Below are 20,002 nucleotides of genomic sequence, written 5' to 3'. Positions count from 1 at the left end.
GGATCGCGGCCACAACGTCCTAGCCGCCCGCCTTCAGGAGCTGTGCCGTGAGCCGCAGTTGGAGCAGAACATCCCGTGTCATAGCCGGCACCGCCACCGCCCTCGCCGTCCTCACGGCGTGCGGCGGCAGCGGTGACGACTCCTCCGCCGCCGGGTCCAAGGGGACCGACGGCAAGCCCGTGACCATCACCTTCTGGGGCTGGGCCAAGGGTTCCAAGGACGTGGTGGACGCGTTCAACGCCTCCCACAAGAACATCCAGGTGAAGTTCGAGGAGATCCCCTCCGGCACCGCCGGCGGCTACGCCAAGATCTCCAACGCGGTGAAGGCGGGCAACGCGCCCGACCTGGTCTCCATCGAGTACTCCTCGCTCCCCGAGTTCGTCAGCTCCGGCGCCCTGCAGGACATCGGGGACCAGTTCACCGAGGCCGACCGGAGCAAGCTGCTGCCGCAGGCGGTGGAACTCACCACGCTCGGCGGCCGGATGTGGGCCGTCCCCTTCGACGCCTCCCCGCAGGCCTTCTTCTACCGCAAGGACCTCTTCGCGAAGTACCAGGTCGAGACGCCCACCACCTGGGACGCGTTCAGGACCGCGGCCGAGAAGGTGAAGAAGGCCGACGCCAAGACCCGGATCGCCACCTTCTTCCCCGACGACCCGACGACCTTCGAGGCGATGGCCTGGCAGGCCGGCGCCCAGTGGTTCAAGGCCGAGAACGACACCTGGAAGATCGACACCACGGACCCGGCCACCACCAAGGTCGCCGCCTACTGGCAGGGCCTGATCGACTCCGACCTCGTCCACAAGAACGCCTCATTCAGCCCCGAGTGGACCGGCTCGCTCAAGAACGGCACCACCATCGGCTACCTCGGTGCCTCCTGGGGCGCGGGCGTCCTCAAGGGCACCCTTCCCGAGCAGAGCGGGAAGTGGGCCGTGGCGCCCATGCCGAGCTGGGACGGCAAGCCCGCCAGCGGCATGCTCGGCGGCACCTCCTTCGCCGTGACGAAGGACAGCGGGAAGAAGGCGGCGGCCGTCGAGTTCGCCGAGTGGATGTCCACCACCGAGGCAGGCGTCAAGGCGCGTATCGCCTCCGGCACGTCCAGCGCCTTCCCCGCCGCGACCGCGCTGCGCCCGGTCGCCAAGCAGGTCTTCGACGCCGGCTACTACGGCGGCCAGGACATCTACGCCCTCTTCGAGGAGTCCGGCGCCGCCATCGGCCGGAACTGGGCCTGGGGCCCGACCACCGGCACCACCAACACCGCCATCAAGGACCAGTTCGGCAAGATCACCAAGGGTGGTCCCACCATCGCCGACGCGATCAGGACCGGCCACCAGGCGACCGTCACCGAGCTGAAGAAGCGCGGGCTGAAGGTCGAGGGCTGACCGATGAAGGCCCGCACCCGTGCCGCAGCTTGCCTGCTGACCCCCTTCTTCCTCCTGTTCACCGCGGTGATGGTGGTGCCGATCGGATACGCGGTCTGGCTCAGCCTGTTCACCGAGAAGCAGTCGGGGCTGGGCTTCGGCGGCACCGAGACCGTCTTCACCGGCCTCGACAACTACACCGCGGCGCTGGGTGACCGGGCCTTCCGCGAGGGCTTCGGCGTCCTGCTCGGATACTGCCTCTTCTACATTCCGCTGCTGCTCTCCGGGGCCCTCGCCCTCGCCCTGCTGCTCGACTCGGCGCTCGCCCGCGCCCGCCGCTTCTTCCAGCTCGCGCTCTTCCTGCCGCACGCCGTCCCCGGCATCATCGCGGCGCTGATCTGGGTCTATCTCTACACGCCCCAACTCAGCCCGGTGGTCAAGGCGATGGAGGCCGGCGGCATCGGCTTCGACTTCTTCTCCCCCGAGGGCGCGCTCCCCTCCGTGGTCAACATCGCCCTCTGGGAGTGGCTCGGCTACAACATGGTGATCTTCTACGCGGCGCTGCAGGCCATCGACCGCTCCGTCCTGGAGGCGGCCACCGTCGACGGGGCGGGCGCCTGGCGCATCGCGTTCAGCATCAAGGTGCCGCTGATCCGCGCCTCGCTCGTGATGGTCGGCCTCTTCACCGTCATCGGCTCGCTGCAGCTCTTCACCGAACCGCTGATCCTCAACAAGGGCACGGGCTCCGCCGTCACCTCGACCTGGACGCCGAACATGTACGCCTACACCGCGGCCTTCGACCGCAACGACTACGGACTCGCCGCGGCCGCGTCCGTCCTGCTGGCCCTGACGGCCGCACTGCTGTCCTTCGGCGTCACACGCCTCACCGGACGCCGGAAGGAGAAGGCGGCATGAGCAAGCCCCGTCCCCAGAACGCCTGGCTGTCCAGGACCGCCGTCAACGGCGCGCTCGTCCTCGCCGTCGTCTACATGCTCTTCCCCCTCGTCTGGCTTCTGACCGCCGCCACCAAGGACGCGGGCGGTCTCCTCGCCGGAAACGCCTTCTCCTTCGAGGGCTTCGACCTGGGCGGCAACCTCACCCGGCTCGCCGAGTACAACGACGGCATCTACTTCCACTGGTACGTCAACAGCCTCCTCTACGCGGGCGTGGGCGCCCTCGCCTGCTCCCTGATCAGCGTCGCCGCCGGGTACGCCTTCGACAAGTACGACTTCCCGGGCAAGGAGAAGCTCTTCGGCGTCGTCCTCCTGGGCGTGCTGGTGCCCACCACCGCGCTCGCGCTGCCGATGTACCTCCTCGCCAGCGAGGTGGGCGTCGTCAACACCTACTGGGCCGTGCTGATCCCGGTCCTGGTCAACCCCTTCGGGGTGTACCTCTCCCGGGTCTTCAGCGCCGGCTACATCCCCGACGAGGCGCTCGAAGCGGCCCGTATCGACGGAGCCGGCGAACTGCGCGCCTTCTGGTCGATCGGTCTGCGCATGATCATGCCCGGCTTCGTGACCGTCTTCCTCTTCCAGTTCACCGCGATCTGGAACAACTTCTTCCTCCCCCTGGTGATGCTCTCGGACCAGAAGCTCTACCCCCTGAGCCTCGGCCTGTACGCGTGGAACAGCAACGCCCACGCGGAACCCGACTTCTACCCCCTCGTCGTCACCGGATCCCTGCTGGCCGTCGTCCCCCTCGTCGTCGCCTTCGTCTCCCTCCAGCGCCACTGGAAGGCCGGCCTGACCGCCGGCAGCGTCAAGTGAGGAGCACGACTTCCACCATGCACCACGCCACTGACAACCGGCCGGCGCTCCTGCTCTCCATGGGCCCGGGCATCGCCGAGCGGCTGCTGACCGACGCCCACCGCGAGCGTCTCGCCGCCCTGACCCGCACCGACCCGCACCTGGTCGCCCACGACCTGACCGCGCCCGGCCCCCGCGTCGCCGAAGCCCTCGCGGAGGCCGAACTCCTCCTCACCTGCTGGGGCGCCCCGCCCCTGACCGCCGCCGTCCTGGACCGGGCCCCGCGCCTGAAGGCCGTCGTCCACGCGGCCGGCTCGGTCAAACACCATGTCACCGAGGCCTGCTGGGACCGGGGCCTCACCGTCACCTCGGCCGCGGCGGTCAACGCGCTGCCCGTCGCCGAGTACACGCTCGCCGCGATCCTCTTCGCGGGAAAGCGGATCCTGCACTCGGCGCGGCGGTACGAGGAGGTCCGCGCCGACCACGCCTGGCTCGCCGAGTCGGCGGCCTGGGGCAACTACCGCCGGACGGTGGGGCTGGTCGGCGCCTCCCGGATCGGCCGCCGGGTGATCGAGCTGCTGCGCCCCTTCGACTTCGAGGTGCTGCTCCACGACCCGTACGTGGAGCCCGCCGAGGCCCGCGCTCTGGGCGTGGAGCTCGTCGGCCTCGACACCCTGTGCGCCCGCGGCTCGATCGTCTCGGTCCACGCGCCTCAACTGCCGTCCACGCACCGGATGATCGGGGCGCCCCAGCTGGCCCTGATGCCCGACGGCGCCACCCTGGTCAACACCTCGCGCGGCTCCCTGATCGACGAGAGGGCGCTCCTGCCCCATCTGACGTCGGGCCGCCTCCACGCGGTCCTCGACGTCACGGACCCGGAGGTCCCGGCGCCGGACTCCCCGCTCTGGACGCTCCCGAACGTGCTGCTCACTCCGCACGTGGCCGGCTCTCTGGGCAACGAACTGCACCGGATGGCGGACCGGGCGCTGGAGGAGGTGGCGCGGTACGGGCGGGGGGAGCCGTTCGCGGAGGAGGTGCGGGCGTCGGATCTGACGCGGTCGGCGTAGGGCGACGACGGGGACGGTGCCCGGTTCGAGGCGTGGCCATGCTGCCAGACGGGTCCGACGGCCCTCCGCGCCTAAAATGGAGGTGTCCCACCCGGTCCGGGAGGCGTCATGACATTCGTACAGATCATCGATTGCAAGACCAGCCGGCTCGACGACATGAACCGGCTCATGGACAAGTGGGTCGAACAGACCAAGGGCAAGCGCACCGCCACCCACAGCATCATCGGCAAGGACCGCTCCGACGCCTCCCACCTGGTGGAGATCGTCGAGTTCCCCTCGTACGACGTGGCGATGACCAACTCGCAGCTTCCCGAGACCGACCGGATCTTCCGGGAGATGGTCGCGCTCTGCGACGAGATGCCGAGGTTCACGGATCTGGACGTCGTCCGGGACGAGCAGCTGTACAAGACGACGGCCAGGCGGTTCTTCGAGCTGGCCGCGGCCGAGGGCGGGCTGCCACCGCTCGACGAGGTCTTCGACGAGGACTACCACGACCACGATCCCGCCAATCCGCAGGACGTCATCGGCATGGACGCGGTCCGGCGGGAGCTTGACGAGTGGCGGGGCGGCTTCCGGTTCCGGTTCACCGTCGAGGACCAGATCGCGGAGGGTGACCGGGTCTGCACCCGCTGGACCTGGAACGCCACGCACACCGGCGAGTTCATGGGGATCGAGGCGACCGGCAAGGAGGTCTCGATGTCCGGGACGGTGGTCCACCGGTTCCGTGAGGACGGCAAGATCGTCGAGGGATGGTGGCAGTACGACCTGCTCGGGCTGATGGGTCAGCTCGGCGCCGTGGAGGTCTGAGCGACGGCGCCGTGGAGGTCTGAGCCGCGGGAAAGGCCGAGGCCCGGCGCCCCCCGTCGGGGGCGCCGGGCCTCGGTGATCAGCCGGATGTGCCTCAGTGCGAGTGGCCGTGACCGTGGCCGTGGCCCGCGTCGGCGGACTCCTCTTCCTTCTTCTCCACCACGAGGGTCTCGGTGGTGAGGAGGAGGGAGGCGATCGAGGCGGCGTTCTCCAGCGCGGAGCGCGTCACCTTCACCGGGTCGATGACGCCGGCCTTGATCAGGTCGCCGTACTCGCCGGTCGCGGCGTTGAAGCCCTGGCCCTTGTCGAGCTCCGCCACCTTGGAGGTGATGACGTAGCCCTCCAGGCCGGCGTTCTCGGCGATCCAGCGCAGCGGCTCGACGGCGGCGCGACGGACGACGGCGACACCGGTGGCCTCGTCGCCCTCCTTGCCGAGGTTGCCCTCAAGGACCTTGACGGCGTGGACCAGAGCGGAGCCACCACCGGAGATGATGCCCTCCTCGACCGCGGCGCGGGTCGCGGAGATGGCGTCCTCCAGACGGTGCTTGCGCTCCTTGAGCTCCACCTCGGTGGCGGCGCCGACCTTGATCACGCACACGCCGCCGGCCAGCTTCGCGAGGCGCTCCTGGAGCTTCTCGCGGTCCCAGTCGGAGTCCGTGGACTCGATCTCGGCCTTGATCTGGCTGACGCGGCCCGCGATGTCCTCGGAGTTGCCGGCACCGTCGACGATGGTGGTGGCGTCCTTGGTGACGGTCACGCGGCGGGCGGTGCCCAGCACGTCCAGGCCGGCCTGGTCGAGCTTGAGGCCGACCTCCTCGGCGATGACGGTGGCACCGGTGAGGGTGGCCATGTCGCCGAGCATCGCCTTGCGGCGGTCACCGAAGCCGGGCGCCTTGACGGCGACGGCGTTGAAGGTGCCACGGATCTTGTTCACGACCAGGGTCGACAGGGCCTCGCCCTCGACGTCCTCGGCGATGATCAGCAGCGGCTTGCTGGAGCCGGCCTGGATGACCTTCTCCAGGAGCGGCAGCAGGTCCTGGATCGAGGAGATCTTGCCCTGGTGGATCAGGATGTACGGGTCGTCGAGGACGGCCTCCATACGCTCCTGGTCGGTGACCATGTACGGGGACAGGTAGCCCTTGTCGAAGGCCATGCCCTCGGTGAAGTCGAGCTCCAGGCCGAAGGTGTTGGACTCCTCGACCGTGATGACACCGTCCTTGCCGACCTTGTCCATCGCCTCGGCGATGAGCTCGCCGACCTGCTGGTCCTGCGCGGAGAGGGCGGCCACGGCGGCGATGTCCGACTTGTCGTCGATCGGGCGCGCGGTGGCGAGCAGCTCATCGCAGACGGCCTTGACGGCGGCGTCGATGCCCTTCTTCAGGGCGGCCGGGGAGGCGCCGGCGGCGACGTTGCGCAGACCCTCGCGGACCAGGGCCTGGGCGAGCACGGTGGCGGTGGTGGTGCCGTCACCCGCGATGTCGTTGGTCTTGGTCGCCACCTCCTTCACCAGCTGGGCGCCGAGGTTCTCGTACGGGTCGTCGAGCTCGACCTCGCGGGCGATCGTGACACCGTCGTTGGTGATGGTGGGGGCGCCGAACTTCTTGTCGATGACGACGTTGCGGCCCTTGGGGCCGATCGTCACCTTCACCGTGTCGGCGAGCTTGTTGACGCCGCGCTCAAGGGCGCGACGGGCGTCCTCGTCGAACTTCAGGATCTTCGCCATGGAGCGATTCAGCCCTCTCGGATTTCGTGGTGAAACTGGTGAAACGAACCGCGCCCCCGGACGCCCAGTGCGGGGTCTAGGGGCGCAGCTCAATGCATCTGACTTCGGTGAAGCGGTGTCCGGGAGCGACCCCGGATCCCGGACTACTTCTCGACGATCGCGAGAACGTCGCGAGCCGAGAGGACGAGGTACTCCTCGCCGCTGTACTTCACCTCGGTGCCGCCGTACTTGCTGTACAGCACGATGTCGCCGGTCTTCACGTCGAGCGGCAGGCGCTCGCCGTTCTCGAAGCGGCCCGGGCCCACGGCCAGGACGACGCCCTCCTGGGGCTTCTCCTTGGCGGTGTCCGGGATGACCAGGCCAGAGGCGGTGGTCTGCTCGGCGTCGAGCGGCTGGACCACAATGCGGTCCTCGAGCGGCTTGATGGCAACCTTGGAGCTGGTGGTCGTCACGATCCGACCTCCCCCTTCGGAGATCACGGGGTTGACTGTCTGAGGTGGCGACCAGGTGGATCCGTCGTCGCGGGTGCCGGACCTGCCCGTCGCTGTGTTGGCACTCTCCGGTGGGGAGTGCCAGAGCCGAGACTATGACCGCGGTTAGCACTCGGTCAAGCGGAGTGCCAATTCAGTGCCGCGTGGCGGTTCCCGGAAGGCGGGTCACACGTAGTCCTCCAGCCTGGCGACGGCGTAGCCCTTGGCCGTGATCGTGCTCATCACCCGACGGATCATGTCCGGCATCGAGCCCTTCCAGTCCTCCTTGCCGCGGAAGTGGGTGAGCACGATGTCGCCGGGGTGCAGGTCCCGGTCCCACTCGCGCCACTCCATCCGGTCCGGGAAGGCCTCCGAGGCCCACAGCGGAACCGCCTTCACCCCGCACTCCTTGGCCGCGCGCAGCGTGTTCTCGTTGTAGTTCCCGTACGGCGGCCGGAAGAGCGTCGGCCGCTTCCCGTACCGCTTCTGGATCGTGTCCTGCATCCCGCAGATCTCCCGCTTCTGCGCCGTGTACGAAAGCCCCGGCATGTAGCGGTGGTTGAGGGTGTGGTTGTGCAGGGAGACGCCGGCGTCCTGCATCTTCTTGAAGTAGCCGTAGTCCTCCTTGACCAGGTAGTCGCTGAGGAAGGCGCTGTACGGGATCCGCAGCTCGCTCATCATGCGCAGCAGCTCGGGGTCCTTCTCGGCGCCGTCGTCGATCGTCAGGAAGACGACCTTCTCCTTGGTCGGCACGGTGGTGAAGACGGGCGGCAGACCCTCGCCGCCCGTCTCGAACCCCTTGCGGGTGGTGATCACCGGCTTGACGGCGGGCGGGGCGGGAGCCTCCAGCGGCGGCCGGTCGAGCCCCCACTTCCTGGCGGCGAGCACCCGGGCGGCCCGCTGCTCCCGGACCTTCTCGACGTACGCGTTGAGGGCGGCGGACGCGCCCTGCGGCTGCCCCTGGGGCCCGCCGGGCGCGGGCCCGCCCGGTGCGCCGGGACCGCCACCGGAGCCGTCGGAGGGCGACCCGCAGGCCGAGGCGAGGGCGGCGACGAGCAGCGCCGCGGCCACCGCCCTCCGCGACTGACGCACGCCCCGGGATGCTTGACACCGGAGACCCATTTGCTCTTTTTGTCGTACTAGCTGCATGGCGCCGCATCCTGTCAGCGCCGAGCCCCTCCACCCCCGCGACACCGCCGCGCCACGCGCACCATCCCCCGGCCGGCCCACCGGCGGCCAGGCACCACAATGGGGCGGGTGACCGACCTCGCCGCCTTCACCGCCCTGCTCACCCCGGAGGGCCAGACCCTGCTCGCCGCCCTGCGCGACCACGACCCCGCCCAGGAGCTGGCCGCCGTCTCCCGGCTGCGCCGGGACCACCCGGCGGAGCTGGTCACGGCCGCCGTCGGGCAGGCCAGGCTCCGGCAGCGCGCGGTGGCGAAGTTCGGCGCGGACGACGCGTACCGGATGTACTTCACGCCCCACGGCGTGGAGCAGTCCACCCGGGCGTCGGTCGCGGCCTACCGGGCCCGCCGCTTCAAGGAGCTCGGCGTCCGCTCGGTCGCCGACCTGTGCTGCGGCATCGGCGGGGACGCCATCGCCCTGGCCCGTGCCGGGATCTCGGTCCTCGCCGTGGACCGCGACCCGCTGACGGTCGAGGCGGCCCGCGCGAACGCCGCCGCGCTGGGGCTCGACGAGCTGATCGAGGTCCGCCTCGCGGACGTCACGGAGATCGACACGGCCCCCTACGACGCGGTCTTCGTCGACCCGGCGCGGCGCGGCGGACGCGGCCGGATCTTCGACCCCGAGGCGTACTCCCCGCCACTCTCGTGGGCGATCGAGGCCGCGCGCCGGGTCCCGCACGCGGCGCTGAAGATCGCCCCCGGCGTGCCGCACGAGGCCGTCCCCGAGGACGCGGAGGCGGAGTGGATCTCCGACGGCGGCGACGTGAAGGAGGCGGTGCTGTGGTTCGGCACGTCCCCCGGCACCGTCCGCGCCACCCTCCTGCCCTCCGGCGCCGGCCTGACCGGCCGGGGCCTGCCCGACCCCGCCGTCCGCCCGGTCGGCCGCCACCTCTACGAGCCGGACGGCGCCGTCATCCGCGCCCACCTGGTCGCCGAGGTCGCCGAGACGCTGGACGGCGGCCTGATCGACGAGACGATCGCCTACATCACGGCGGACACGCTCACCCCCACCCCGTATGCCACCGCGTACGAGATCACCGATCTGCTGCCCTTCAACCTCAAGAAGCTGAAGGCGCTGCTGCGCGAGCGCGAGGTGGGCACGCTGACGGTGAAGAAGCGCGGCTCGGCCGTCGAGCCGGAGGAGCTGCGCCGCAGGATCAAGCCGAAGGGCCCGCACTCCGCCACGGTCTTCCTCACCCGTGTCGCGGGCGCTCCGACGATGCTGATCGGTCACCCGGCACGTCATCAGAATCCGGCGAGTGCCCCCGCGAGCCCTCAGGCGCGATGAGCCGGACCGCGAAGCGGTAGTGGCGGATCGCCTTCACGAGCCCGGCCAGACCGGGGATCCACAGCCCCAGGGCGGCGCCCATGAGGTAGGCGACCGTGCCGTACCCGCCGAGGCCCGGCCCGACGAGCTCGGCGGGCGCCGCCAGGGACACCCACAGACCCACCGCGCAGAGCGCGAAGGAGAGCACCAGCCAGGCGGCGCTGAGGACGGGCTCCCGCAGGCGGGCGTCGCCGACGGGGTCGCTGTCCAGGGCGGCCCACCGCAGCAGGCGGTTGTACGCCTCGCGGTCGCGCCACACCCCGCGGGCCAGGAAGGAGACGGCGGGAACGAGGACGCCCAGGCCGATCGCCATGGGGACGAGCACCAGCATGGCCGAGATCAGGTCGATGCTGTCCTCCAGCACGACGAGCCCGCCCCCGGCGAGCCCCCAGCCCAGCTGCAGGGTCGCGACCCACACCAGGAACACCGCCAGCCGTCCGCCGCCCAGCAGACGGCGGTTGAGCTCGCCCATCGCCCGCGCGCGGTCCGCGAGCCGGGCCTCCCGGCCGGGCCAGCTCTGTATCTCTACGGGCGGAGGGGGAGGGGGAAGCGGGGTACGGCGTGACATGTCCAGGAGACTACCGAGCGATCACTCCCCCACCTCGCCCGCCTCATCCGCGGACGAGTCCCCCTCGGACCCGGGCCGCACCCCACCCGCCCGCCGGGCCCGTCCGCGCAGCAGCTCCCGCTCGCGTGCGTTGCGGGTGAGCGAGGCCGCCCGCTCGAACTCCGCCCGGGCCTCCTCCGTGCGCCCCAGCCGCTCCAGCAGGTCTCCCCGTACGCTCGGCAGCAAGTGGTAGTCCGCCAGGGCGGGTTCACCGGCCAAGGCGTCCACGAGCGCGAGCCCCGCCGCCGGGCCCCGCGCCCTCGACACGGCGACCGCGCGGTTCAACTCGACCACCGGCGACGGCGCGACGGCCGCCAGCCGGTCGTACAGCGCGGCGATGGTCCGCCAGTCCGTCTCCTCGTATGTCAGCGCCTTCGCGTGGCAGGCGGCGATGGCGGCCTGGAGCGCGTACGGCCCGTGGACACCGTTCTCGGCCGCCCGTTCCAGGGCCGCGAAGCCGCGCCGGATCAGGGACCGGTTCCAGCGGCTCCGGTTCTGGTCGGCGAGCAGCACCGGCTGCCCGTCCGGGCCGGTCCTGGCCGCCGTCCGCGAGGCCTGGATCTCCAACAGGGCGGCCAGGCCGTGGACTTCGCTCTCCTTGGGCATGAGCCCGGCGAGGACTCTGGCCAGCCGCAGCGCGTCCTCGCACAGCGCCGGCCGCAGCAGGTCGTCGCCCGCCGTGGCCGCGTACCCCTCGTTGAAGATGAGGTAGATGACCTCCAGGACCGACCCCAGCCGGGCCTCCCTCTGCTCTCCGTACGGCACTTCGAACTCGACCCCGGCCTTCGCCAGGCTCCGCTTGGCCCGCACGATCCTCTGCGCGACCGTCGCCTCCGGTACGAGGAAGGCGCGGGCGATCTCGTCCGTCCGCAGCCCGCCGACCAGCCGCAGGGTCAGCGCGGTCCGCGCCTGCGCGGAGAGCACGGGGTGGCAGGCGGTGAAGATCAGGCGCAGCAGGTCGTCGTCGATGTCGCCGGGCCCGGCCGGCTCCGGGTCGTACGCCTCCTCGGTCAGCTCACGCCCCACCTCGGCGAGCTTGCGCGCGTACGTCTCGCGGCGCCGTACGAGGTCGACGGCGCGGTTCTTGGCGGCGGCCGTCAGCCAGGCGCCCGGCCGGTCCGGCACCCCCGTCCGCGGCCACTGTTCGAGGGCGGCGACGAGCGCGTCCTGGGCGATCTCCTCGGCGATGCCGACATCGCGCACGATCCTCGCCACGGCGGCGATGATCCGCGCCGACTCCATCCGGAAGACCGTCTCGACGGCGGCGGGGGCGGGGGCGGGGGCGGTCATGGATCCACCATGACAGCACCCGCCCCGGCGGTGCCTACATCTCTTCGATCTCGCGGACCTCGCAGGTCACCTTCCACTGCGGCGGGTGGATCTCCAGGAAGCGCTTCGCCCACTCGACGGCCTCGGCCATGTCGCGGCACTGGGAGATGGAGTAGCCGCCGACGACCTCCTTCGTCTCGGTGAACGGGCCGTCGGTGTAGCCGATCTTCCCGCCCTCCCAGACGACCCGGGTGGACTCGGCGGTGGGCTTGAGGCCGGCCGTCTCCAGCATCACGCCGGCCTTGGTGATCTCCTCGAAGAGCGCGCCCATGCGCTCGTCGAAGCCGGGGTCGGCCTCCTCCATCTGGAAGGCGCCCTCTTCGATGCGGACCAGCGTCAGGTAGCGGGGCATCGTGTTCTCCTCGGCGGTGCGGTGGGCGGGGCCGTTCCCCGCCTCTCACTCCTGCGTCGATCGGACTCCGCCCGTATCGACACCACCCGGAGATTCTTTTCAAGATTTTTTACGGGTGGGTCCCCGTCACACGTAGTCCTCCAGGCGGGCCACCGTGAAGCCCTGGTCCTGTATGCGGCGGAGCATGTTGGCCGTCATCTCGGTCATGGTCGTGCCCTTGAGCTCGGCCGGGCCGCGGAAGTGGGCCAGGATGATGTCGCCGGGGTGCAGCTTCCCGTCCCCGCGCTGGTACTGCATGTTCGTGATCTGCATCGACTCGCGCCACAGCACGATCGCGTCCACCCCGCAGCTGCCGGCGGCGGCGCGGGTGTCCTCGTTCCAGTTGCCGTAGGGCGGGCGGAAGAGCCGCGGAGCCGTCCCGTACTGCTTCGTCAGCCTGGTCTGCTGGCCGCATATCTCCCGCTCCTGTGCGGCCCGGCCGAGCGTGCGCAGGTTGGGGTGGGTGAGGGTGTGGTTGGCGACGCCGTTGCCGAGGGCGGCGAGCGGCTCGAAGTAGGCGTAGTCGGTGCGGATCGCCGCGTCGGTGAGGAACATCGTCACCGGGACCTTGAGGTCCTTCATCATCTCGACGAACCGGGGGTCCTTCTCGGCACCGTCGTCGACGGTGATGAAGACGATCTTGTCGGTCGTCGGGACGGAGCTGATGACCGGCACGGGCCCGCCCGGCGGCCGTTTCACCGGCTTGGCGGCGGGCGGCGCCGGCGGGGCGGCGAAGGGCTTGAGCCCCCACTTCCGGTACGCGGCGGCCGCCTCGGCCGCCTTGTCGGGGGCCGCGGGTGCCTTGTTCCCGGCCGAGGGCGTCACCGAGGGGGCCGTACGCGGGGCGGCGTCGGCGCCCGACGTGCACCCCGTCACGAGCAGAGCGGCGACGGTCAGCACCGCCCACGCCACGATCTTCTTGTCCACGCCGTGTCTGATGCGGTTTACGGCGAGGAGGTTGCTCCCGTCTCCACGGAGACCGACGTGAAGCGCCACCGGTGCACCGGGCGGGTGACCAGGTCCGCGGCCGGCTCCGGCAGCTCGGGCGGGTCCGCGCCGACGGCGGCGTCCCACCAGGTCAGCACGAGGACCCGGTCCTGCTCGGCGCGGAAGGTCTCACGGCGCAGCGGCGCGTGCGGCAGGGTCTGCGCCCGTGCCCACTCCAGGAGTTCGGCGCCACGGCCCGGAACCGCCCGTGCTTCCCACATCAGGGTCACGGTGGTCACGGATACAGGTTCTCCTTGCTGATCTCGTGCACATGGTCGTGGTCGTGGCTGTGCCCGTGGCCGTGTTCGCCGGGCACGTGCGGGTCCGTCACCGGCAGGGAGGAGTCCGCCGACAGCTCCAGGTCGGAGGCCGGCCGGTTGCGGGCCACCATCTCCGCGCCGAGCGCCGCCACCATCGCGCCGTTGTCCGTGCACAGCCCCGGCCTCGGCACCCGCAGCCGGATGCCCGCCCGCTCGCACCGCTCCTCGGCGAGCGCCCGCAGCCGCGAGTTGGCCGCCACGCCGCCACCGATCATCAGGTGGTCGACGCCCTGGTCCTTGCAGGCCCGGACGGCCTTGCGGGTGAGCACGTCGACGACCGCCTCCTGGAAGGACGCCGCCACGTCCCGTACCGGCACCTCCTCGCCCGCCGCCCGCTTCGCCTCGATCCAGCGGGCCACGGCCGTCTTGAGCCCCGAGAAGGAGAAGTCGTACGCGGGGTCCTTGGCGCCGCTCAGGCCGCGCGGGAAGGCGATCGCGTTCGGGTCGCCCTCCCGGGCGAGCCGGTCGATGACCGGGCCGCCGGGGAAGCCGAGGTCGAGCACGCGCGCGATCTTGTCGAAGGCCTCGCCGGCGGCGTCGTCGATCGTGGCGCCCATCGGCCGCACGTCGGCGGTGATGTCGGGCGCGAGGAGCAGCGAGGAGTGGCCGCCGGAGACAAGGAGCGCCATCGTCGGCTCGGGCAGCGGGCCGTGCTCCAGCTGGTCGACGCAGATGTGCGAGGCGAGGTGGTTCACGCCGTACAGCGGCTTGTTCAGCGCGTACGCGTACGCCTTGGCGGCGGACACGCCGACGAGCAGGGCGCCGGCCAGGCCGGGGCCGGCGGTGACCGCGATGCCGTCGAGGTCCTTCGCGGAGACCCCGGCCTCCTTCAGGGCGCGCTCGATGGTCGGGACCATCGCCTCCAGGTGGGCGCGGGAGGCGATCTCCGGCACCACTCCGCCGTAGCGCGCGTGGGTGTCGACGCTGGACGCGACGGCGTCGGCGAGCAGGGTCGTGCCCCGCACGATGCCGACGCCGGTCTCGTCGCAGGAGGTCTCGATGCCGAGTACGAGCGGTTCGTCAGCAGCCATCAGTCAGTCGTCTCTGTTCCTTGAACGGTCAATCGCATGACAAGCGCGTCCACGTTGCCGGGCTGGTAGTAGCCGCGCCGGAAGCCGATGGGCTCGAAGCCGAAGCGCTCGTACAGCTTCTGGGCCCGGGTGTTGTCCACCCGTACCTCCAGCAGCACCTCGTCGCACTCGAAGGCGGTGGCGTACTGGAGCAGTTCGGTGAGCAGCCGGGCGCCGAGCCCGGTCCCCCACTGGTCGCGGGCGACGGCGATCGTCTGGACGTCGCCGAGGCCGCCGGCGGCGGCGAGCCCGGCGTAGCCGACGAGCCGGCCGCCGGACTCCGCGACGACGTAGCGGCGGGTGGCGCGCGGGCCGCGCGCGTGCGCGAACTCCGACCAGAACATCCCCTCGGACCAGGCGTCCTCGGGGAAGAGCTCGTGTTCGAGTGCGAGCACGGGCTCGATGTCCCACCAGCGCATCTCCCGCAGCACGGCGGCGGTCACGGCGGTCACTTGGGGGTGACCACCTTGTAGTTCTTGGGCACCTGGGCGTCGGGGCGGCGCAGGTACAGGGGCAGCGGGTCGAGGAAGTCCGTCCCGCCGGCCGCCAGCTTCTCGGCCGCGAGGGCGGCGAGCGCACCGGCGGACTGGTGCTCGGGGTCGCGCGGGTCGGCGAAGACCTCGGGGTAGAGGAGCGCTCCGGCGCCGACCGCCGGCAGCCCGGCGACGTCCTCGGCGATGTCGGCGGGGCGGTCGACGGCCGCGTCGCTCACCCGCGTACGGCGGTCGTCGTACCGGGCCCAGTAGACCTCCTTGCGGCGGGCGTCCGTCGCGACGACGAACGGCTCGTCGATCCCGGAGGCGTACGCGAGGCCGTCCAGCGTGCACAGGCCGTGCACCGGGACGCCGAGCGCGGAGGAGAAGGTGGCCGCGGTGACCAGGCCGACCCGCAGCCCGGTGTACGGCCCCGGGCCGACTCCGACGACGACACCGGTGACGGCGTCGAGCTTCAGCCCGGCTTCCTTCATGACCCGGTCGACGGCGGGGAGCAGCAGTTCCCCGTGGCGACGGGCGTCGACCTGGCGCGACTCGGCGACGACGGAGTCGCCGTCGTGGAGAGCGACGGTGACGGCGGGCGTGGCGGTATCCATGGCGAGCAAGAGCACGCGAACAGCCTACGGCTCCCGGCCACCGGGCACGGCGCCCCGTACCGCCGGTCCGCTGCTGCTACCGTCGCCTCGAACAGGACGTGGAGGTACCACCCGGGCCGAAGGCTCCGGGAGAGAAAGGTGGCACGGGTGGGTAGGAGCAGCTCGGGATTCGTGGCCGGGCTCACCGCGGCGGCCGTCGCCGCGGTCGCCTTCCTCGCCTACCAGGCGTCGGCGAACGCCCCGGCCGATGTGTCGGCGAAGCCGCGGACGCCGAGCGCGGCACCGTCGGCGACGGCGACCGGCCCCGCGAAGCCGGTCAGGGACCCGCTGGCCGTCCCGGGGAACTCGGGCACGGGCGCGCGGGTCGTGTACGCGCTGTCCGAGCGGCGGGTCTGGCTGGTGGACGAGAAGAACCAGGCCACGCACACCTTCTCGGTGATGCCGAGCACGGTCCATCCGGCGCCGGGCGCCTACCGCGTGACCTCGCGCTCGGGCGTGGTGAAGGGCTCGGACGGGGTGCGGATCGAACACGTGGTGCGGTTCACGACCGTCGAGGACGTCACGATCGGTTTCAGTGCGGCGGTCGACGGCTCGCTGCCGACACCGGATCCGGCGCGGAAGACGGGCGGCATCCGGATGAAGCGGGCGGACGGCGACGCGCTGTGGACGTTCGCCACCATCGGGGCGAAGGTCATCGTCGTCGGCTAGGGTCTTTCGTTTGGATCAGGCCGGATCAGGGAGCGGGGTCTGGTGCCGGGCTCGCAAGGCGGAGGAGGGAGTCAACGCGGTGGGGGCCCCTCCCGTGCCCGAAGGGCTACGGGGGAGCGGTGCCAGGGCACGCGAGCCCGGCATGATCCCAACGAGAGGCCCTAGGCGCTCACGTCCGCCGTCGCGTGCCCGCGCCGGGGCTCACCGGTCTCGTGCCGGCCGTGCGCGCTCCGGTCGCCCGCCCTCGTACTCCCGCGCGAGCGGTCGGCGCCCGGCCGTCAGGTCGCGGGGCTCGCGGCGGAATCGCTCGTACGGATTACGCCGCCTCGCGCCGGACCGCGCGCCCCTGATCCATCTCGTCGGTCTCCGGCTCGGCCGGTGGCTCCGCCTGCCGCTCGCGCGGCGGAGTCGACACCGCGTCGGCGGCGGCGCAGGACGCCAGCAGATCGCTCATGGAGATCTGGTCCGCTGCGCGTGCCCGCTCTGGCATCGCCATGGTTGCCTCCCGTAGGTTAGGTACACCTAACCAGCTCGTGCCTCCATGTCACCACGGGTCGTACGACCGATGCAACATCTTCCCGACACCTTGTCGGAACCTACGGACGTTCCCCGCCTTTCGGCCGCTCCGAACCGAGCCGCCGTCAGCCGAGTTCCAGGTCCTCGCCGGCCCAGCGGTCGCCGATCCCGCGCAGGACGACCGTGCGCCGGTCGTCGTCCGTGTCCCCGACGACGCGGTGGATCAGCACATGCAGCCGGTCGTCCGTCAGGTCCTCGACCTTGCCGTCGCCCCACTCCACGACGACCACCGACTCGGGCAGCGAGACGTCGAGGTCGAGGTCCTCCATCTCGTCCAGGCCGCCGCCGAGCCGGTACGCGTCGACGTGGACCAGGGCCGGGCCGCCGACCAGGGACGGGTGGACGCGGGCGATGACGAAGGTCGGCGAGGTGACGGCGCCGCGCACCCCGAGGCCCTCGCCCAGGCCGCGGGTGAGCGTCGTCTTCCCGGCACCCAGCTCGCCGGTGAGCATCACGAGGTCACCGGGGCGGAGGAGTTTGGCGAGGCGGCGGCCGATCTCCTGCATGCGCTCCGGGGAGTCGACGTCGAGCGTGGCCGCGGTGTGCCCGGCCGCGTTGTCCGTGGCTGCGTTGTGCGTGGCTGCGTTGTGCGGTGCTTCCATACGGGCCAACTTAGCCGTTGCCCGACCCCGTCTTCGCGCCCGTCGCCGCCGGGACCGCGCCGACCCGGACGAGGAGGTCCGCCAGCCGGTCGGTGACCGCCTCGGGGTGCTCCAGCATGACCAGATGGCCGCCGTCGGGGACGATGACCAGCTCGCTGTCCGGCAGCAGATCGGCGATGGCCTCGGTGTGCGAGCTGGGGGTGACGAGGTCGCGGTCGCCGGCCAGCGCCAGCACGGGGATCTCGCGGAAGACCGGCAGCACATGTGCCCTGTCGTGCTCGGCGAAGGCCGGATAGAACTCGGCGACCACGTCGATCGGCGTCGCCTCGATCATCCGCTCCGCGAACCGGGCGACCGCCGGGTCCACGTCCTTCGACGAGAACGAGTACTTCTTGATGAGCCCGGCGAACAGGTCGGCGGTGGCCCTGCGGCCCCGCTCCACCAGCTCCGCCTGCGAGCCGAGCGCCTTCAGCACGCCGGGCAGCACCCGCCGCACGGCGTTGACCCCCGCCATCGGCAGGCCGTAGTTCACCTCCCCGAGCTTGCCGCAGGAGGTCCCGACGAAGGCGACGCCGACGACCCGTTCCCGGATCAGCTCCGGATACCGCTCGGCGAGCGCCATGATCGTCATGCCGCCCATCGAGTGCCCGACCAGGACCAGCGGCCCCTCGGGCGCGGCCGCGTCGATGACGGCCTTCAGATCGCGGCCCAGCTGGTCGATGGAGACGGGCACTCCGTCGGGCCCGGACTGGGCGGCTCCGCGGGCCGAGCGCCCGTGGCTGCGCTGGTCCCAGTGGACGGTACGGACAAGGCCGCGCAGGGCCGCCCGCTGGAAGTGCCAGGAGTCCTGGCCGAGGCAGTAGCCGTGGCTGAACACGACCGTGACCGGGGCGGGCGACTTGCGGCCGAAGAGGCGCCGCCTGCGCGGAGCGCCGGCCTCCGGGTCCACCTCGTCGACCTCGTAGTACAGCTCGGTGGTGTCGTCGGCGATCGCCTTGCCCGGGGTGCCGCGCAGGGAGCCGTAGGGGCCGGAGGCGTCGAGCGCGAGCCGCGCCTTCTGCCGCATGCCGCGCCCGACCGTGAGCCGCTCTATCGCGACTCCCGCGGCCGCGCCGGCCGCGAGGACGCCCAGCGCGGCGCCGGCGACCCCGGCACGGCGCCAGGTGTCGTTACTGGACTCGCCCACTCCCGCTCCCTGATGACTCGTACCGCTGGTTGCCGGTCGTCCTACCCGTTCAGCTCGTACCGATGGTCGCCGGTCGCGCTACCCGTTCAGATAGACGCGCGGGACGCGCGCGCCGATGCGGGTGACGATCTCGTACGCGATGGTGTCGGCGGCCGCGGCCCAGTCCTCGGCGGTCGGCTCGCCCCGGTCGCCGGGGCCGAAGAGCACGGCCTCCGCGCCGGGCTCGACGGTGTCCCGGCCGAGGTCGACGACGAACTGGTCCATGGCGACCCGGCCGGCCACCCGGCGGACCCGGTCGCCGACGAGCACGGGACCGCGTCCGGAGGCGTGGCGCGGGACCCCGTCGGCGTAGCCGAGGGGCACGAGGCCGAGCCGGGTCTCGTCCTCGGTGACGTAATGGTGTCCGTAGCTGACGCCGTGCCCGGCCGGGACCAGCTTCACCAGGGCGATGCTCGCCTTGAGCGACATCACGGGCCGCAGACCGAAGTCGGCGGGGGTGCCGAGCTCGGGGCTGGGCGAGACGCCGTACATGGCGATGCCGGGCCGGACGAGGTCGAAGTGCGTCTGGGGGAGGGTGAGGGTGGCCGGCGAGTTCGCGATGTGCCGGACCTCGGGCTCGACGCCGGCCTTCTCGGCGTACTCCAGCATCGTGTGGAAGACGTCGAGCTGGGAGGCGATGGAGGGGTGGCCGGGCTCGTCGGCGCAGGCGAAGTGCGACCAGAGGCCGGTGACCCGGACCAGGCCCTGGCTCTCGGCCTTCAGGGCCTCGCCGACGAGCTGGGGCCAGTCGGCGGGCTGGCAGCCGTTGCGGCCGAGCCCGGTGTCGGCCTTGAGCTGGATGCTCGCCCGCTTCCCGGTGGCGCACGCCGCGTCGACGACCTCCCGCAGGGCCCACAGGCCGCTGACGGACATGTCGAGACCGGCCTCGATGCCGTCGGCCCACGGGTCGCCGGGGGTCCACAGCCAGCACATGACCCGGGCGTCCGCCTCCGTGATCCCGGCCGCGCGCAGGGCGAGCGCCTCGTGCGGGGTGGCGGTGCCGAGCCAGGTGGCGCCGGCTTCGAGGGCGGCGCGGGCGCAGCGTACGGCGCCGTGTCCGTACGCGTCCGCCTTGACCACGGCCATGACCTGGGCGTGGGGCGCGACGCGGGCGCGCAGGGTGCGGACGTTCGCACGCAGCGCGCCGAGATCGATCTCGGCGCGGGCTCGGCGGGGCGGCGGTGTCTCAGTCATCGCGCCCAGTCTCTCAGGTGTCGGCCCCCGGACCGCTTTCCCCGGCTGTAGCCCCGGTCACCCCGGGGGCGGCGTCCCGGCGGGCGCGGTCGGCGGGCGCGGCCGGCGGGCGCGGTCGGCCGGGCAGGCGGGCGCGGTCGGGCAGGCGGCCGGGCAGGCGGTCGGTCGGCCGGGCAGGCGGGCGGGCAGGCGGGCGGTCGGGCGGCCGGACAGGCGGGTGGG

General features: G+C 71.8%; 22 protein-coding genes. 7 read left to right on the top strand and 15 right to left on the bottom strand.

The window, feature by feature from the left end; genetic code table 11:
• Positions 1 to 47: 47 nt before the first annotated feature.
• The 5 genes from ACIRB4_RS02485 (at position 48) to ACIRB4_RS02465 (ending at position 4,977) form a co-directional block, all read left to right on the top strand.
• Positions 48 to 1,379: an ABC transporter substrate-binding protein gene (locus ACIRB4_RS02485; RefSeq protein ID WP_403287952.1), complete on the top strand. Its 1,332-nt coding sequence runs from the start codon at positions 48 to 50 to the stop codon at positions 1,377 to 1,379.
• 3 nt (positions 1,380 to 1,382) lie between these two features.
• A complete protein-coding gene (locus tag ACIRB4_RS02480; protein WP_403287950.1) occupies positions 1,383 to 2,273 on the top strand; it encodes a carbohydrate ABC transporter permease in 891 nt (296 codons plus the stop codon).
• Positions 2,270 to 3,124 (top strand): carbohydrate ABC transporter permease, encoded by an 855-nt coding sequence (locus ACIRB4_RS02475; protein ID WP_403287949.1) that lies wholly within the window; start codon positions 2,270 to 2,272, stop codon positions 3,122 to 3,124. The genes ACIRB4_RS02480 and ACIRB4_RS02475 overlap by 4 nt, the downstream gene beginning before the upstream one ends.
• Before the next feature lie 17 nt (positions 3,125 to 3,141).
• Positions 3,142 to 4,170, top strand: coding sequence for a hydroxyacid dehydrogenase (locus ACIRB4_RS02470; protein ID WP_403287948.1), 1,029 nt, complete (start codon positions 3,142 to 3,144; stop codon positions 4,168 to 4,170).
• A gap of 108 nt (positions 4,171 to 4,278) precedes the next feature.
• Positions 4,279 to 4,977: an ester cyclase gene (locus ACIRB4_RS02465; RefSeq protein WP_403287946.1), complete on the top strand. Its 699-nt coding sequence runs from the start codon at positions 4,279 to 4,281 to the stop codon at positions 4,975 to 4,977.
• 94 nt (positions 4,978 to 5,071) lie between these two features.
• On the opposite strand, the gene groL is transcribed toward ACIRB4_RS02465, so the two are convergent.
• From groL to ACIRB4_RS02450, 3 genes are all read right to left on the bottom strand, one after another.
• Positions 5,072 to 6,700, bottom strand: coding sequence for a chaperonin GroEL (gene groL, locus ACIRB4_RS02460; RefSeq protein WP_403287945.1), 1,629 nt, complete (start codon positions 6,698 to 6,700; stop codon positions 5,072 to 5,074).
• Positions 6,701 to 6,843: 143 nt separating this feature from the next.
• On the bottom strand, positions 6,844 to 7,152 hold the full coding sequence (groES, locus tag ACIRB4_RS02455) for a co-chaperone GroES (protein ID WP_010471835.1): 309 nt from the start codon (positions 7,150 to 7,152) through the stop codon (positions 6,844 to 6,846).
• 204 nt (positions 7,153 to 7,356) lie between these two features.
• Positions 7,357 to 8,292 carry a polysaccharide deacetylase family protein gene (locus ACIRB4_RS02450; protein WP_403287944.1) on the bottom strand — a complete coding sequence of 312 codons (936 nt, stop codon included), beginning with the start codon at positions 8,290 to 8,292 and terminating at the stop codon, positions 7,357 to 7,359.
• Between the two features lie 126 nt (positions 8,293 to 8,418).
• Here ACIRB4_RS02450 and ACIRB4_RS02445 point away from each other — a divergent pair, with 126 nt between their 5' ends.
• Positions 8,419 to 9,642 (top strand): methyltransferase domain-containing protein, encoded by a 1,224-nt coding sequence (locus ACIRB4_RS02445; RefSeq protein ID WP_403287943.1) that lies wholly within the window; start codon positions 8,419 to 8,421, stop codon positions 9,640 to 9,642.
• Here the strand turns inward: ACIRB4_RS02445 and ACIRB4_RS02440 are convergent.
• From ACIRB4_RS02440 to tsaB, 8 genes are all read right to left on the bottom strand, one after another.
• Entirely contained in the window at positions 9,548 to 10,249 is a 702-nt protein-coding gene (locus ACIRB4_RS02440; RefSeq protein WP_403287942.1) for a hypothetical protein, read from the bottom strand. The two genes, ACIRB4_RS02445 and ACIRB4_RS02440, sit on opposite strands and share 95 nt — an antisense overlap.
• Positions 10,250 to 10,270: 21 nt before the next feature.
• Complete coding sequence (locus ACIRB4_RS02435) at positions 10,271 to 11,578, bottom strand: RNA polymerase sigma factor (protein ID WP_403287941.1); 1,308 nt, start codon at positions 11,576 to 11,578, stop codon at positions 10,271 to 10,273.
• Positions 11,579 to 11,612: 34 nt separating this feature from the next.
• The gene (locus ACIRB4_RS02430; RefSeq protein WP_403287940.1) at positions 11,613 to 11,969 is read right to left on the bottom strand and encodes a YciI family protein; all 357 of its coding nucleotides are present in this window, start codon (positions 11,967 to 11,969) and stop codon (positions 11,613 to 11,615) included.
• 126 nt (positions 11,970 to 12,095) lie between these two features.
• Positions 12,096 to 12,935 (bottom strand): polysaccharide deacetylase family protein, encoded by an 840-nt coding sequence (locus tag ACIRB4_RS02425; RefSeq protein WP_403287939.1) that lies wholly within the window; start codon positions 12,933 to 12,935, stop codon positions 12,096 to 12,098.
• 17 nt (positions 12,936 to 12,952) lie between these two features.
• Positions 12,953 to 13,216, bottom strand: coding sequence for a hypothetical protein (locus tag ACIRB4_RS02420; RefSeq protein WP_403288648.1), 264 nt, complete (start codon positions 13,214 to 13,216; stop codon positions 12,953 to 12,955).
• Positions 13,217 to 13,230: 14 nt separating this feature from the next.
• Entirely contained in the window at positions 13,231 to 14,346 is a 1,116-nt protein-coding gene (gene tsaD, locus ACIRB4_RS02415; RefSeq protein WP_403287938.1) for a tRNA (adenosine(37)-N6)-threonylcarbamoyltransferase complex transferase subunit TsaD, read from the bottom strand.
• Positions 14,346 to 14,828 carry a ribosomal protein S18-alanine N-acetyltransferase gene (rimI, locus tag ACIRB4_RS02410; protein WP_403288647.1) on the bottom strand — a complete coding sequence of 161 codons (483 nt, stop codon included), beginning with the start codon at positions 14,826 to 14,828 and terminating at the stop codon, positions 14,346 to 14,348. The genes tsaD and rimI overlap by 1 nt, the downstream gene beginning before the upstream one ends.
• Before the next feature lie 5 nt (positions 14,829 to 14,833).
• Positions 14,834 to 15,490, bottom strand: coding sequence for a tRNA (adenosine(37)-N6)-threonylcarbamoyltransferase complex dimerization subunit type 1 TsaB (gene tsaB / locus ACIRB4_RS02405; RefSeq protein ID WP_403287937.1), 657 nt, complete (start codon positions 15,488 to 15,490; stop codon positions 14,834 to 14,836).
• Positions 15,491 to 15,646: 156 nt separating this feature from the next.
• Here tsaB and ACIRB4_RS02400 point away from each other — a divergent pair, with 156 nt between their 5' ends.
• Complete coding sequence (locus tag ACIRB4_RS02400) at positions 15,647 to 16,183, top strand: hypothetical protein (RefSeq protein WP_403288646.1); 537 nt, start codon at positions 15,647 to 15,649, stop codon at positions 16,181 to 16,183.
• Between the two features lie 316 nt (positions 16,184 to 16,499).
• Here the strand turns inward: ACIRB4_RS02400 and ACIRB4_RS02395 are convergent, their stop codons facing one another.
• From ACIRB4_RS02395 to alr, 4 genes are all read right to left on the bottom strand, one after another.
• On the bottom strand, positions 16,500 to 16,679 hold the full coding sequence (locus tag ACIRB4_RS02395; protein WP_403287936.1) for a hypothetical protein: 180 nt from the start codon (positions 16,677 to 16,679) through the stop codon (positions 16,500 to 16,502).
• Positions 16,680 to 16,824: 145 nt separating this feature from the next.
• A complete protein-coding gene (gene tsaE, locus ACIRB4_RS02390; RefSeq protein WP_403287935.1) occupies positions 16,825 to 17,361 on the bottom strand; it encodes a tRNA (adenosine(37)-N6)-threonylcarbamoyltransferase complex ATPase subunit type 1 TsaE in 537 nt (178 codons plus the stop codon).
• Between the two features lie 10 nt (positions 17,362 to 17,371).
• Positions 17,372 to 18,547 carry an alpha/beta fold hydrolase gene (locus ACIRB4_RS02385; RefSeq protein ID WP_403287934.1) on the bottom strand — a complete coding sequence of 392 codons (1,176 nt, stop codon included), beginning with the start codon at positions 18,545 to 18,547 and terminating at the stop codon, positions 17,372 to 17,374.
• Between the two features lie 78 nt (positions 18,548 to 18,625).
• Positions 18,626 to 19,780, bottom strand: a complete 1,155-nt coding sequence (gene alr / locus ACIRB4_RS02380) for an alanine racemase (RefSeq protein WP_403287933.1) — start codon at positions 19,778 to 19,780, stop codon at positions 18,626 to 18,628.
• Positions 19,781 to 20,002 lie beyond the last annotated feature (222 nt).

The sequence above is a fragment of the Streptomyces sp. NPDC093600 genome, from assembly GCF_044764755.1.
In the GTDB taxonomy this organism is placed as follows: Bacteria; Actinomycetota; Actinomycetes; order Streptomycetales; family Streptomycetaceae; genus Streptomyces.
Note: the sequence above shows the minus strand (reverse complement) of the source record. Positions and strands in the feature narration are given on the sequence as shown.

What these genes read in the sequence shown, in the direction of transcription:
- ACIRB4_RS02480 (WP_403287950.1), top strand. Translation starts at nt 1,383, where the DNA reads ATGAAGGCCCGCACCCGTGCCGCAGCTTGCCTGCTGACCCCCTTCTTC.
- ACIRB4_RS02445 (WP_403287943.1), top strand. Translation starts at nt 8,419, where the DNA reads ATGGGGCGGGTGACCGACCTCGCCGCCTTCACCGCCCTGCTCACCCCG.
- ACIRB4_RS02420 (WP_403288648.1), bottom strand. Translation starts at nt 13,216, where the DNA reads ATGTGGGAAGCACGGGCGGTTCCGGGCCGTGGCGCCGAACTCCTGGAG.
- ACIRB4_RS02465 (WP_403287946.1), top strand. Translation starts at nt 4,279, where the DNA reads ATGACATTCGTACAGATCATCGATTGCAAGACCAGCCGGCTCGACGAC.
- groL (WP_403287945.1), bottom strand. Translation starts at nt 6,700, where the DNA reads ATGGCGAAGATCCTGAAGTTCGACGAGGACGCCCGTCGCGCCCTTGAG.
- ACIRB4_RS02475 (WP_403287949.1), top strand. Translation starts at nt 2,270, where the DNA reads ATGAGCAAGCCCCGTCCCCAGAACGCCTGGCTGTCCAGGACCGCCGTC.
- ACIRB4_RS02450 (WP_403287944.1), bottom strand. Translation starts at nt 8,292, where the DNA reads ATGGGTCTCCGGTGTCAAGCATCCCGGGGCGTGCGTCAGTCGCGGAGG.
- ACIRB4_RS02470 (WP_403287948.1), top strand. Translation starts at nt 3,142, where the DNA reads ATGCACCACGCCACTGACAACCGGCCGGCGCTCCTGCTCTCCATGGGC.
- tsaE (WP_403287935.1), bottom strand. Translation starts at nt 17,361, where the DNA reads ATGGAAGCACCGCACAACGCAGCCACGCACAACGCAGCCACGGACAAC.
- tsaD (WP_403287938.1), bottom strand. Translation starts at nt 14,346, where the DNA reads ATGGCTGCTGACGAACCGCTCGTACTCGGCATCGAGACCTCCTGCGAC.
- alr (WP_403287933.1), bottom strand. Translation starts at nt 19,780, where the DNA reads ATGACTGAGACACCGCCGCCCCGCCGAGCCCGCGCCGAGATCGATCTC.
- ACIRB4_RS02430 (WP_403287940.1), bottom strand. Translation starts at nt 11,969, where the DNA reads ATGCCCCGCTACCTGACGCTGGTCCGCATCGAAGAGGGCGCCTTCCAG.
- ACIRB4_RS02440 (WP_403287942.1), bottom strand. Translation starts at nt 10,249, where the DNA reads ATGTCACGCCGTACCCCGCTTCCCCCTCCCCCTCCGCCCGTAGAGATA.
- ACIRB4_RS02395 (WP_403287936.1), bottom strand. Translation starts at nt 16,679, where the DNA reads ATGGCGATGCCAGAGCGGGCACGCGCAGCGGACCAGATCTCCATGAGC.
- ACIRB4_RS02435 (WP_403287941.1), bottom strand. Translation starts at nt 11,578, where the DNA reads ATGACCGCCCCCGCCCCCGCCCCCGCCGCCGTCGAGACGGTCTTCCGG.